Genomic DNA, 13,144 nt, shown 5'->3' with positions numbered 1-13,144 from the left:
TGGCGCACTTTTTCGAGGGGACTGTCACTGTGTGGGAATTGGTCAAATCCGGCGGCTGGATGATGTTGCCGATCATTCTGAGTTCCATCGCGGCCATGGCGATTGTCGCCGAGCGTCTGTGGACCCTGCGCGCCAGCCGCGTCACCCCCGAGCATCTGCTGGGTCAGGTCTGGGTCTGGATCAAGGACAAGCAGCTCAATAAAGAAAAGCTCAAGGAATTGCGCGCCAACTCGCCGCTGGGTGAAATCCTCGCCGCGGGCCTGGCCAACTCCAAGCATGGTCGCGAGATCATGAAGGAATGCATCGAAGAAGCCGCCGCGCGGGTGATTCACGAGCTCGAACGCTACGTCAACGCGCTGGGCACGATTGCCGCCATGTCGCCGTTGCTGGGCCTGTTGGGCACGGTATTGGGCATGATCGACATTTTCAGCGCCTTCACCGGTTCCGGCATGACCACCAACGCCTCGGTCCTGGCCGGCGGTATTTCCAAGGCACTGATCACCACCGCGGCGGGCCTGATGGTCGGTATTCCGTCGGTGTTCTTCCACCGTTTCCTGCAACGCCGCATCGATGAGCTGGTGGTGGGCATGGAGCAGGAAGCGATCAAACTGGTCGAAGTGGTGCAGGGCGACCGTGACGTCGATCTGGCCGGGGACAAAGCGTGAAATTCCGTCGCAAACCCCGGGAAACGATCGATATTAACCTCGCGTCGCTGATCGACGTGGTGTTCATCCTGTTGCTGTTTTTCGTCGTGACCACCACCTTCACCCGCGAGACACAGTTGCGCGTCGATCTGCCGGAATCGGTCAGCGGTTCGCCCGCCGAAGATCAGCAGCTCAAGCAACTGGATGTCGCGATCAGCGCCGAAGGCGTGTTCTCGGTGAACAACAAGATTCTGCCGAAGAATGACCTGGCGACGCTGATGGAAGCCATGCAGAAAGAAGCCAACGGTGACACCAGCATGCCGTTGTCGATCAGTGCCGACGGCAAGACCCAACACCAATCGGTGATCACCGCCATGGACGCGGCCGGCAAGCTCGGTTTCAGCCATTTGCGCATGACCACGGTCGAGGCGGCGCCCAAATCCTGATGAGCCTGTCCGATCGTTTGCTCGCCGCGTGGTATCAGGGGCATCCGGCCCTGACACTGCTGCGGCCGCTGGAAATGCTCTACCGCCGCGTAGTGGTCAACAAGCGTCAGCGTTTTCTTGACGGTGAAGGCCAGATCTATCAGCCTCCGGTGCCGTTGATCGTGGTCGGCAACATCACCGTCGGCGGCACCGGCAAGACACCGATGATTCTGTGGCTGATCGAGCATTGCCGACGCGCCGGTCTGCGGGTTGGTGTGGTCAGCCGAGGTTATGGCGCCAAACCACCGCAACTGCCGTGGCGGGTCACCGCCGAGCAGAGCGCCGAGATCGCGGGCGACGAGCCGCTGTTGATCGTGCAGCGCACCGGCATACCGCTGATGATCGACCCTGATCGCAGCGCGGCGGTCAAAGCCTTGCTCGCCAGTGAACCGCTGGACCTGATCCTGTCTGACGACGGCATGCAGCATTACCGTATGGCGCGGGATCTGGAGCTGGTGCTGATCGACGCCGCCCGTGGTTTGGGCAACCAGCGCTGCCTGCCGGCCGGTCCGTTGCGCGAGCCGATCGAACGCCTGCAAAGCGTCGATGGCGTGCTGTTCAACGGTGCCACTGCGGATCGCGAAGATGGCTTCGCGTTTCGCCTGCAACCGACGGCGCTGGTCAATCTGCGCAGTGGCGAGCGCAAGCCGCTCGATCATTTTTCGCCCGGTCAATCGGTGCACGCGGTGGCCGGGATCGGCAATCCGCAACGTTTCTTCAATACCCTCGAAGCGCTAGACTGGCGAGCAGTCCCCCATGCGTTTGCCGACCACGCCGAATACAGCGTGCAGGCCTTGAATTTCACACCGTCATTGCCGTTGGTGATGACCGAAAAGGACGCGGTGAAGTGCCGTGCCTTCGCAGCAGACGACTGGTGGTATCTGGCGGTCGATGCCGTGCCGTCACCGGCCTTCGTGGCCTGGTTCGACACCCAATTGATGCGCCTGTTGCCCGATCGTCTTTTGCCTTAACTCTTCATCCAGGGAATGTTCATGGACACCAAATTGCTCGACATCCTCGCGTGCCCGATCTGCAAAGGCCCGCTCAAGCTCAGCGCCGACAAGACCGAACTGATCAGCAAGGGCGCCGGTCTGGCCTATCCGATCCGCGACGGCATCCCGGTGATGCTCGAAAGCGAAGCGCGCACCCTGACCACTGACGAGCGTCTGGATAAATGACCACTGCTTTCACCGTTGTCATCCCGTCGCGTTACGCCTCGACCCGCCTGCCAGGCAAACCGCTGCTGGATATCGCCGGCAAGCCGATGATCCAGCATGTCTGGGAGCAGGCGAGCAAAAGCAGCGCCAGCCGTGTGGTGGTCGCGACCGACGATGCGCGCATCGTCGAGGCCTGCAAAGTGTTCGGCGCGGAAGTAGTGCTGACCCGTGAAGATCACAATTCCGGGACTGACCGCCTGGCGGAAGTCGCGGCGAAGCTGGGTCTTGCACCGGACGCGATCGTGGTCAACGTGCAGGGTGATGAGCCGCTGATCCCGCCGAGCGTGATCGATCAGGTCGCGGCCAATCTCGCGGCCCACACCGAAGCGCGCATGGCCACCCTGGCCGAGCCGATCGAAGACGTCGAAACCCTGTTCAACCCGAACGTGGTCAAGGTCGTCAGCGACCTCAATGGTCTGGCGCTGACCTTTAGCCGCGCCACCTTGCCGTGGGCCCGCGATGCCTTCGCCAAGAGCCGCGAGCAGTTGCCGGAAGGCGTGCCGTACCGTCGCCACATCGGCATTTATGCCTACCGCGCCGGGTTCCTTCAGGACTTCGTGAGCTGGGGCCCGTGCTGGCTGGAAAACACTGAATCCCTCGAACAACTGCGTGCCTTGTGGCATGGCGTGCGGATTCATGTCGCCGACGCGTTGATCGCGCCGCCAACCGGCGTCGACACCGTTGAAGACCTCGAGCGCGTTCGTCGCCTGCTGGAGGCCTGATGCGCGTTCTGTTCGTGTGCCTGGGCAACATCTGCCGTTCGCCCACTGCTGAAGGCGTGCTACGCCACAAATTGCGCGAAGCGGGGCTGGCGGATCAGGTCGAAGTGGCGTCCGCCGGCACCGGTGACTGGCACGTCGGTAATCCGCCGGACAAGCGCAGCCAGGCTGCAGCCAAAGTGCGTGGTTATGACCTGTCGGCGCAACGCGCGCAGCAGGTCAGCCGCGCCGATTTCGCCAGTTACGACCTGATTCTGGCCATGGACAACAGCAACCTGCGCAACCTCAAGGCGCTGCAGCCGTCCACCGGCAAGGCCGAGCTGGACCTGTTCCTGCGGCGTTATGCCGGTGTGGTCGATGAAGTGCCGGATCCGTACTACGACGGCGATCAGGGCTTCGAGCAGGTACTGGATCTGATCGAGGCAGCCTGTGACCAAGTGTTGATCGAAGTGAAGGGCCGGTTATGAGTTTGCAGCTTCAATCACAGGTTTCGCTGAAACCGTTCAACAGTTTCGGCGTCGACGTTCGCGCGCAGTTGTTCGCCGAGGCCCACAGCGATGCCGACGTGCGCGAAGCGCTGGCCTATTCAACTGCCCATGACCTGCCATTGCTGGTGATCGGCGGCGGCAGCAACCTGCTGCTGACCGCGGACATCCCTGCACTGGTGCTGCGCATGGCCAGCCGTGGCATTCGGCTGATCAGCGATGACGGCAGCCGCGTGGTGATCGAGGCTGAAGCCGGTGAGCCATGGCACCCGTTCGTGCAGCACACGCTGGCGCTGGGTTTTTCCGGTCTGGAAAACCTCAGCCTGATCCCCGGCACCGTGGGCGCGGCGCCGATGCAGAACATCGGCGCCTACGGCGTCGAGATCAAGGATGTGTTCGCCGGGCTGACCGCGCTGGATCGCCAGACCGGCGAGCTGCGCGACTTCAGCCTGGAAGAATGCAACTTCGCCTACCGCGACAGCCTGTTCAAGCAGCAGCCGGGGCGTTGGCTGATCCTGCGGGTGCGCTTCAAGCTCGATCGTGTTGCGCATCTGCATCTGGAATACGGCCCGGTGCGTCAGCGCCTGACCGAGCAAGGCATCGAGCAACCGACACCCAGCGACGTCAGCCGCGCGATCTGCAGTATCCGCAGCGAAAAACTGCCGGATCCGGCGGTGCTCGGCAATGCCGGCAGTTTCTTCAAGAATCCGCTGGTGTCGGCCGCGCTGGTCGAGCAGATCAAGGCGCAGCACCCGGATCTGGTGGCCTATGCGCAAGCGGACGGGCAGATGAAACTGGCCGCCGGCTGGTTGATCGAGCGCGCTGGCTGGAAAGGTTTCCGCGAGGCCGATGCCGGCGTGCATAAATTGCAGGCGCTGGTGCTGGTCAACTACGGCACCGCGACCGGTCTGCAATTGCTGGAGCTGGCGCAACGCATCCAGAAAGATATTGCCGAACGTTTCAATGTCGAACTGGAAATGGAGCCGAACCGCTATTGAGGCTACGCTTCAGGTCGGTATCCAAAGCCCTGCACTGAACAAAAAGTGCAGGGCTTTTTTATTAACGGTGGGTTAACTTAGCCAGCTAACGATAACCGTCATTTGCTCCACCAAAGGCCCGGTGCAGACGTTCGCGTCGGCACAAGAGAGCCTGTGCCAACCACATATCAGTCAGCGATGACCCTGTGGCGAGGGAGCTTGCTCCCGCTGGGGCGCGTAGCGGCCCAGCTTTCAAGAAGGGCCTGCTCCGCAGTCCAGCGGGAGCAAGCACCCTCGCCACAGGCTCAGTGTTCGGCTTCACTGATGTGTATTGGCCCATTAGCCTGAGTCGATCTGCGTGAACCACCGCCAGTTCTGCTCGACCCCATAACCACCAAGAATATGCGGGCGTGCCCATGATTACCCTGAAACTCAATGGCCAGGATCACCCACTGGACGTCACCGAAGACATGCCGCTGCTGTGGGCAATCCGTGATGTCGCCGGATACAACGGCACCAAATTCGGCTGCGGCATGGGCCTGTGCGGTGCCTGCACCATTCATATCGACGGCTTGCCGGCGCGCAGTTGCATCACGCCGATCGGCTCGGTGGTCGGGCAAAACGTCACCACCATCGACAATCTGCACGCCGATCCGGTCGGGCAGGTGGTGCAGCAAGCCTGGCTCGATAGCGCCGTGGCGCAGTGTGGTTTTTGTCAGGGCGGGCAGATCATGTCCGCCACCGCGTTGCTCAAGACCAACCCCGATCCGAGCGACGAGCAGATCGAAGAGGCAATGGTCGGCAACATTTGCCGGTGCGGCACTTACAACCGGATCAAGACCGCGATCCGCCAGGCCTCCACTCACTTGAAGGAGGCCAAGGCATGAGCCGCTTGCCGAATGATTTCGCCCTGAGCAATCTCAGCCGTCGCGGTTTTCTCAAAGGCGTTGGCGCTACGGGCGTATTGGTGCTGGCCGCGAGTTGGGGCTGGCAGGATGCACTGGCTGAAGACGCGCCGAAGAAGTTCGGTGCCGACGGCATGCCCAATGGCTGGATCGACGATCCCAAGGTCTACGTCAGCATCGCCGCGGATGGCACGGTCACCGTGGTCTGCAACCGCTCGGAAATGGGCCAGGGTGTGCGCACCAGCCTGACCATGGTAGTTGCCGACGAACTGGACGCCGATTGGGCCAAGGTCAAAGTGCAACAGGCGCCGGGTGACGAAGTACGTTTCGGCAACCAGGACACTGACGGTTCGCGCAGCATGCGTCACTGGTATGAGCCGATGCGTCGTTGCGGCGCGGCGGCCCGGACCATGCTGGAACAAGCCGCCGCCGCGCAATGGCAGGTGCCGGTGGGCGAGTGCCAGGCGCAGCTGCACAAAGTCCTGCATAAACCGTCCGGTCGCGAGCTGGGTTACGGCGAACTTGCCGCTGCCGCCAGTGCACTGGCGGTGCCGGCCCGTGACAGCCTGCGCTTCAAGCAGCCGTCGGAGTTTCGCTACATCGGCAAGGAAGGCACCAAAGCCATCGACGGTGCCGATATCGTCAACGGGCGCGCGGTGTACGGCGCGGACGTGCATTTCGACGGCATGCTCTACGCCACCATCGCCCGTCCGGCGGTGTACGGCGGCAAGGTCAAGTCGCTGGATGACAGCGCTGCGCTGAAGGTTCCGGGTGTGCTGAAGGTCATGCAGATCGAGAGCCGTCCGCTGCCTTCGGAATTCCAGCCGCTGGGCGGCGTAGCGGTGATTGCCAGCAATACCTGGGCGGCGATCAAGGGCCGCGAGGCGCTGAAGATCGAGTGGGACGACGGCCCCAACGCCAGTTATGACTCGATCGCTTATCGCAAGGAACTGGAAGCAGCGGCGCGCAAACCCGGCAAAATGGTACGCAACACTGGCGATATCGACAAAGCCCTGAGCGGCGCAGCGAGCAGTCTCGAAGCGTCCTACTATCTGCCGCATCTGGCGCAGGCACCGATGGAGCCGATGGTTGCCATCGCGCGCTACGACAAAGGTGTGTGTGAAGCGTGGGCGCCGAGTCAGGCGCCGCAGGTAACTCGCGAGCGCATCGCCGAGCGCCTCGGGCTGCCGTTCGACAATGTCACCTTCAACGTCACGCTGCTCGGTGGCGGTTTCGGCCGTAAATCGAAGCCGGATTTCGTCGTCGAAGCAGCGATCCTTGCCAAGGAGTTCCCCGGTAAAGCCGTGCGGGTGCAATGGACCCGCGAGGATGACATCCACAACTCGTATTTCCACACGGTGTCCGCCGAGTATTTGAAAGCCGCTGTCGGCAAGGACGGCATGCCCTCCGGCTGGCTGCATCGCACAGTGGCGCCGAGCATCACTGCGCTGTTCGCCCCGGGCATGAACCATGAAGCGGCGTTCGAACTGGGCATGGGTTTCACCAATATGGCTTACGCGATTCCCAGCGTGCGCCTGGAAAACCCCGAAGCCACGGTGCATACCCGCGTCGGCTGGTATCGCTCGGTGTCGAACATTCCTCACGGTTTTGCGATTCAGAGTTTCGTCGACGAACTGGCGCACAAGGCTGGCGTCGATCCGCTCAAGTACCAGATCAAGTTGCTCGGCCCGGATCGGCAGATCGACCCGCGTACCCTGAGTGAGGAGTGGAACTACGGCGAATCCCCCGAGCGCTACCCGATCGACACCGGGCGCATGCGCACGGTATTGGAAACCGCGGCCAAGGCTGCCGGCTGGGGGCGCCAATTGCCCAAGGGCCGAGGCCTCGGTCTGGCGGTGCATTACAGCTTCGTCACCTATGTGGCGGCGGTGATCGAAGTCGAGGTCAAGGACGACGGTACGCTGATCGTGCACAAGGCTGACATCGCTGTTGATTGCGGGCCGCAGATCAACCCTGAACGTATCCGTTCGCAGTTCGAGGGCGCCTGCGTGATGGGCCTGGGCAACGCGGTGCTGGGTGAAATCAGCTTCAAGGATGGCAAGGTCCAGCAGGACAACTTCCATATGTACGAAGTGGCGCGCATGTCGCTGGCGCCGAAGGAAATCGCGGTGCATTTGGTGACGCCGCCGGGCGACGTGCCGTTGGGTGGTGTCGGTGAACCCGGCGTGCCGCCGATTGCGCCGGCACTGTGCAATGCGATCTTCGCCGCCACCGGCCGGCGCATCCGTAACTTGCCGGTGCGTTATCAGTTGCAGGGTTGGCAGAAGGCGCAGGCGTAATGGACAGCGCCGATCTCAACGTCCTGCGCAGCGTGCTCGAATGGCGCCGCGCCGGGCAGCGGGTGGTGCTGTTCAGCGTGGTGCAGACCTGGGGCACTGCGCCCCGGGCACCCGGCGCGATGCTCGCGTTACGTGAGGACGGCGTGGTGATCGGCTCGGTGTCCGGCGGTTGTGTCGAGGATGACTTGATCGCCCGTCTGCACGACGGGCGCATCGCCAGCGACGGCCCGCCAGTGCAACTGATTACCTATGGCGTCACCCGCGAGGAAGCGGCGCGTTTCGGCTTGCCCTGTGGCGGCACGCTGCGCCTGACCGAGGAGCGGGTCGCTGATCCGGCGTGGGTCGCCGAGTTGCTCGCCCGTTGTGAAACGCATGAAATTGTCGCCCGCGAGCTGAACATCGAAACCGGTGAGGTGCTGCTGTCGGCGGCGAGCAAATCCGATGCGCTCGAATTCGACGGCAAGACTCTGCGCGCCATTTATGGTCCGCGCTGGCGTCTGTTGTTGATCGGCGCCGGACAGCTGTCGCGTTATGTGGCGGATATGGCGCGGCTGCTGGATTTCGAAGTGCTGATCTGCGATCCGCGTACCGAGTTCGTTTATGGCTGGGAAGAGCACCACGGACGGTTCGTCCCGGGTATGCCGGATGACGCGGTGTTGAGCATTCAGACGGACGAACGCACAGCCATCGTCGCGCTGACTCACGATCCCCGTCTGGATGATATGGCGTTGCTCACCGCGCTCGATTCGCCGGCCTTCTATGTCGGTGCACTCGGTTCGCGGATCAACAGTCAGAAGCGCCGGGACAATCTGGCTCAGCTGGGCTTGTCAGAAGCTGCCATTGCGCGATTGCACGGGCCGATCGGTCTGCACATCGGCAGTCATTCGCCAGCGGAGATTGCTCTGTCGTTGTTGGCGGAGATCGTCGCGATCAAGAACGGCGTCGAGTTGAAACAGAAGAAAGTCGTGGAGGGCACATGAGTCGATCTATCGCAGTGATTGTGCTGGCGGCGGGCGAGGGCAGTCGCTTTCGCCAGGTTGCCGGTGCCGACAAGGACAAGTTGCTGGCCGATTGCACCGGGCGTGATGGCGCGGTGCGCTCGGTGATCGAGCAGGTGTTGCTGAGTCTGCCGGCCAATCTCGACAAGCGGGTGCTGGTGACCACTGAAGCACGGCCGCAGGCGATGCGCATGGCTCAGGCTTATGGCTGTGACGTGGTCTCGATTGAATCGACCGGGATGGGTGACAGTATTGCGGCTGGCGTCGCGGTTTGTCCGGATGCAGATGGCTGGCTGATCGTGTTGGGGGACATGCCGTTTATCCTGCCGTCGAGTATTGAGCGGGTGGTGGCGGCAATGACCGATGACGCGGTTAGTGTGCCGGTGCAGGAAGGCGAATTTGGGCATCCGGTGGGGTTCGGACGTTCGTTCGGGCCGGGCTTGCAGGCATTGAGTGGTGATCGCGGCGCCAGGCCTTTGTTCAAGCAGGGCAGGGTGATTGAGGTAGCGGTGGATGATCCCGGGGTGTTGTGGGATATCGATGTGCCTGAGTCTCTGGTATTTCCTCAATCCTGAGCCCTGCATAAATCCTCTGTAGGAGTGAGCCTGCTCGCGATAGCGTTGGGTCAGTGTCATTTGTGGTGGCTGATACACCGCTATCGCGAGCAGGCTCACTCCTACAAGGAGTCGGGGCGATGCTTGAACTGGAGGCATGAAAAAGCCCCGCCTGATTGCTCAGGCGGGGCTTTTTATTGGCTTGCGGAATCAGACGAGCGGTTTAGGCTCGTGCTGTTTTTCCTCGGTCGCCTGGTGATGCTCGACCGCGTCCTGAACGGAGCGTGGTGCTTCGGCGATCACCGATTCAACCACCGCTTCTTCAGTCACGGCAGCAACCTCGACCACTTCAGCAGCCGGAGCAGCAGCGGCAGCCAGTTCGGCTTCCTTCTGCAGACGCTCGGCTTCACGCTTGCGGCGACGCACTTCACGTGGGTCGTTTGGCGCACGGCCGTTTGGCGTCAGGGCGCTGACGGGAGCGGCTTCAGCCACTGGAGCAGGGGCTTCGGCAACCACTGGCGCTTCGACCACCGGTGTTTCAACCACTGGCGCTGGAGCAGGTTCGGCGGCTTCGACCACTGGCGCGGCAGCCTTGGCTTCTTCAACCACTGGGGCTTCAACGACTGGCGCTGGCGTTTCAGCGACGGCAGGCTCGGCAACCCAGTTGAACGCGGTCTGTTCTTCGCGAACTTCACGCACGGTTTCGGTCACGGTTTCAGCGACGGTTTCAGCAACCGGCTCTGTGGCCAAGACTGGCGCCTCAACGGCAGGTTGTGCAGCAGCTTCAACCTGAGGCAGTGTTTCTTGAACCGGTGCCACTTCGACTTCCGGAGCAGCAACCACTTCCACTGGGGTAGTGGCCTCAACAACCGGCGCTTCCACTGGAGCGGTTTCCTGAACAGCGGCGGTGGCGCGTTCGGCTTGCTCGTGAGCCTGTGCTTCGGCCGGAGCGCTGATCACGCTGCTGGCAACAGCGGCAGTGACGGCCAGGCCGGCAGCCAGATCGGCAGCGCTTGGTGCTGTTTCAGCGTGTTCGCCGGACTCGGACTCTTCCGAACCTTCGATCACGTTGCCGTTGGCATCACGCTGACGCTCGCGACGGTTGCTGCGACGACGCTGACCACGGGAGCGACGACGTGGACGATCGCCTTCGGCGTTGTCCTGACCGTCTTCCGGCAGTTGCTCTTCGTTGCTGTTCACTTCTTCTTCAGCAACGGCAGCAGCAGCTTGCTCGGCACGTGGTTGACGCTCTTCACGCGGTGGGCGCGGTGCGCGCTCTTCGCGTGGCTGACGGGCCGGACGTTCTTCTGCGACCACAGCGGCAGCGGCAGCTGCTACGGGTGCAGCCGGAGCGGCGTCCAGTGGTTCGCGCAGTTCACGTACACGCTCTTCACGCTCGCCACGTGGCTTGCGGTCTTCGCGCGGCGCACGTGGTGCACGTTCTTCACGCGGAGCGCGTGGTGCGCGTTCTTCGCGGGCGGTTGGCGCTTCGCTGCGGGCTTCACGCGGCTCGCGAACTTCACGGGCTTCACGTGGCTGACGCTCTTCACGCGGTTCGCGTGGGGCGCGTTCTTCACGCGGTGCACGTTCTTCGCGCGGCTTGCGCTCTTCATCGCGGCGACCGTTACGGTTGCGGCTCTGCTGACGACCGTTGCGACGCTCTTCGTTGCGGGCCGGACGCTCGGTGGCCGGTTTTTCAACGACGACCGGAGCGGCTGGCTCTTCTTTGGTCGCGAACAGGCTGACCAGCGATTTCACCAGGCCTTTGAACAGGCTTGGCTCTGGCGCGGCAACCGGAGCCGGTGCAGCAGCGACAGGCGCGGCGACTTCGGTCGGCACCGGCGCATTGGCACGGGCCGGCGCAGTCTTGACCGCGGCTTCCTGGCGAACCAGGGTGCGGGTCGCAGCGGCTGGCTGGACTTCTTCGACTTCGGCAGCGGCAGCAGCGATTTCGTAGCTGGACTGGTTGGTCGCAGCTTCCGGGCTGTCGTCACGCAGACGCTGAACTTCGAAGTGCGGGGTTTCCAGGTGATCGTTCGGCAGAATGACGATACGGGCACGGGTGCGCAGTTCGATCTTGGTGATCGAGTTGCGTTTTTCGTTGAGCAGGAACGCGGCGACCGGGATCGGCACCTGAGCGCGCACTTCGGCCGTGCGGTCTTTCAGGGCTTCTTCTTCGATCAGGCGCAGGATCGCCAGCGACAGCGATTCGACGTCACGGATGATGCCGGTGCCGTTGCAGCGCGGGCAGACGATGCCGCTGCTTTCGCCCAGCGATGGACGCAGGCGCTGACGGGACATTTCCAGCAGGCCGAAGCGCGAGATGCGGCCGATCTGCACGCGAGCGCGGTCGGCTTCCAGGCATTCGCGGACTTTCTCTTCCACGGCGCGCTGGTTCTTGGCCGGGGTCATGTCGATGAAGTCGATGACGATCAGGCCGCCGATGTCGCGCAGGCGCAACTGACGGGCGATTTCTTCGGCGGCTTCAAGGTTGGTCTGCAGCGCGGTTTCTTCGATGTCGCTGCCTTTGGTGGCACGCGCCGAGTTGATGTCGATGGACACCAGGGCTTCGGTCGGATCGATGACGATGGAGCCGCCGGAAGGCAGTTCGACGACGCGCTGGAAAGCGGTCTCGATCTGGCTTTCGATCTGGAAACGGTTGAACAGCGGCACGCTGTCTTCGTACAGCTTGATCTTGCTGGCGTACTGCGGCATCACCTGGCGGATGAAGGTCAGGGCTTCGTCCTGGGCTTCAACGCTGTCGATCAGCACTTCGCCGATGTCCTGGCGCAGGTAATCGCGGATGGCGCGGATGATCACGTTGCTTTCCTGATAGATCAGGAATGGCGCGGAGCGATCCAGCGAGGCTTCTTTGATGGCAGTCCACAGTTGCAGCAGGTAGTCGAGGTCCCACTGCATTTCTTCGCTGCTGCGGCCCAGGCCGGCAGTGCGCACGATCAGACCCATGTCGGCTGGAGCAACCAGACCGTTCAGCGCTTCACGCAGTTCGTTGCGCTCTTCGCCTTCGATGCGACGGGAGATACCGCCGGCACGAGGGTTGTTCGGCATCAGCACGAGGTAACGACCGGCCAGGCTGATGAAGGTGGTCAGGGCGGCGCCCTTGTTGCCACGTTCTTCTTTTTCGACCTGAACGATGACTTCCTGGCCTTCGCTCAGGACGTCCTTGATGTTGACGCGGCCTTCAGGGGCTTTCTTGAAGTATTCGCGGGAGATTTCTTTGAGGGGCAGGAAGCCGTGGCGCTCGGAGCCGAAATCGACAAAGGCAGCCTCAAGGCTTGGTTCGATGCGAGTGATACGGCCTTTGTAGATGTTGGCCTTCTTCTGCTCGCGTGCACCGGATTCGATGTCCAGGTCGTAGAGGCGTTGGCCATCTACCAGTGCAACACGCAACTCTTCGGGTTGAGTTGCGTTAATCAGCATTCTTTTCATGTAGTACCGTCGGTTTCCGGGCTGCCGGAAACGGCGTTCGGCACACACGACTTCTCACGGTCGGTGTCAGGTGCGTCGGGAGTGGTTGGCCATTCCCGTGTCCAGCGATGTCAGGCCAATTGGGCCGATATCGCGACGTACGCGTCCTGCTTGCTGTGGCTACTTAAGCACTCAGTCAGGAGGAGGAATCAACCAGCGGCTGTGGACGAGATGAAGCGTCTTGATAAAGCCTATTGCTACACAGTCCGGCGGTTGTGCATCTCCACCCTACACGTATCCCTGATAATTCGGGTGCTGCCGCGCGCAGAATCCGCAGCGGGTTGGCATTTACCGTGAGCTCCGAAAGGGGAGGTCACGCATCATGGCTAATTCAGGCGATGTTTCCGAAGCTTTTGCTCGGGGTCATCTGC

The 13,144-nt window shown here is 62.3% G+C and carries 12 protein-coding genes; 11 read left to right on the top strand and 1 reads right to left on the bottom strand.

Going from position 1 to position 13,144, the window contains the following annotated elements:
- The first annotated feature begins 29 nt into the window (after positions 1-29).
- The 11 genes from CRO59_RS16410 to CRO59_RS16355 all read left to right on the top strand — a co-directional run bounded on the left by CRO59_RS16410 (position 30) and on the right by CRO59_RS16355 (position 9,305).
- Complete coding sequence (locus CRO59_RS16410) at positions 30-665, top strand: MotA/TolQ/ExbB proton channel family protein (protein ID WP_003227083.1); 636 nt, start codon at positions 30-32, stop codon at positions 663-665.
- Positions 662-1,090 carry a biopolymer transporter ExbD gene (locus tag CRO59_RS16405; protein ID WP_097088472.1) on the top strand — a complete coding sequence of 143 codons (429 nt, stop codon included), beginning with the start codon at positions 662-664 and terminating at the stop codon, positions 1,088-1,090. The genes CRO59_RS16410 and CRO59_RS16405 overlap by 4 nt, the downstream gene beginning before the upstream one ends.
- Positions 1,090-2,100, top strand: coding sequence for a tetraacyldisaccharide 4'-kinase (gene lpxK / locus CRO59_RS16400; RefSeq protein WP_097088470.1), 1,011 nt, complete (start codon positions 1,090-1,092; stop codon positions 2,098-2,100). Before CRO59_RS16405 ends, lpxK begins: the two co-directional genes overlap by 1 nt.
- Before the next feature lie 21 nt (positions 2,101-2,121).
- Positions 2,122-2,307 (top strand): Trm112 family protein, encoded by a 186-nt coding sequence (locus tag CRO59_RS16395; RefSeq protein WP_003174668.1) that lies wholly within the window; start codon positions 2,122-2,124, stop codon positions 2,305-2,307.
- On the top strand, positions 2,304-3,068 hold the full coding sequence (kdsB, locus tag CRO59_RS16390; RefSeq protein ID WP_097088468.1) for a 3-deoxy-manno-octulosonate cytidylyltransferase: 765 nt from the start codon (positions 2,304-2,306) through the stop codon (positions 3,066-3,068). Before CRO59_RS16395 ends, kdsB begins: the two co-directional genes overlap by 4 nt.
- Positions 3,068-3,532 (top strand): low molecular weight protein-tyrosine-phosphatase, encoded by a 465-nt coding sequence (locus CRO59_RS16385; protein ID WP_097088465.1) that lies wholly within the window; start codon positions 3,068-3,070, stop codon positions 3,530-3,532. The genes kdsB and CRO59_RS16385 overlap by 1 nt, the downstream gene beginning before the upstream one ends.
- The gene (gene murB, locus CRO59_RS16380) at positions 3,529-4,548 is read left to right on the top strand and encodes a UDP-N-acetylmuramate dehydrogenase (RefSeq protein WP_097088463.1); all 1,020 of its coding nucleotides are present in this window, start codon (positions 3,529-3,531) and stop codon (positions 4,546-4,548) included. The genes CRO59_RS16385 and murB overlap by 4 nt, the downstream gene beginning before the upstream one ends.
- A gap of 395 nt (positions 4,549-4,943) precedes the next feature.
- Entirely contained in the window at positions 4,944-5,414 is a 471-nt protein-coding gene (locus CRO59_RS16370; RefSeq protein WP_027612345.1) for a (2Fe-2S)-binding protein, read from the top strand.
- A complete protein-coding gene (locus CRO59_RS16365) occupies positions 5,411-7,732 on the top strand; it encodes a xanthine dehydrogenase family protein molybdopterin-binding subunit (RefSeq protein WP_097088461.1) in 2,322 nt (773 codons plus the stop codon). Before CRO59_RS16370 ends, CRO59_RS16365 begins: the two co-directional genes overlap by 4 nt.
- Positions 7,732-8,712, top strand: coding sequence for an XdhC family protein (locus tag CRO59_RS16360; protein WP_097088459.1), 981 nt, complete (start codon positions 7,732-7,734; stop codon positions 8,710-8,712). The genes CRO59_RS16365 and CRO59_RS16360 overlap by 1 nt, the downstream gene beginning before the upstream one ends.
- Entirely contained in the window at positions 8,709-9,305 is a 597-nt protein-coding gene (locus CRO59_RS16355; RefSeq protein WP_097088457.1) for a nucleotidyltransferase family protein, read from the top strand. The genes CRO59_RS16360 and CRO59_RS16355 overlap by 4 nt, the downstream gene beginning before the upstream one ends.
- Before the next feature lie 189 nt (positions 9,306-9,494).
- Here the strand turns inward: CRO59_RS16355 and rne are convergent, their stop codons facing one another.
- Positions 9,495-12,734 carry a ribonuclease E gene (gene rne / locus CRO59_RS16350; RefSeq protein ID WP_097088455.1) on the bottom strand — a complete coding sequence of 1,080 codons (3,240 nt, stop codon included), beginning with the start codon at positions 12,732-12,734 and terminating at the stop codon, positions 9,495-9,497.
- Positions 12,735-13,144: the final 410 nt, after the last annotated feature.

Source organism: Pseudomonas sp. LAMO17WK12:I5, from assembly GCF_900215165.1.
Classification (GTDB): Bacteria; Pseudomonadota; Gammaproteobacteria; order Pseudomonadales; family Pseudomonadaceae; genus Aquipseudomonas; species Aquipseudomonas putida_A.
The sequence above is the reverse complement of the archived record's forward strand: the minus strand, read 5'-3'. Positions and strand labels throughout refer to the sequence as shown.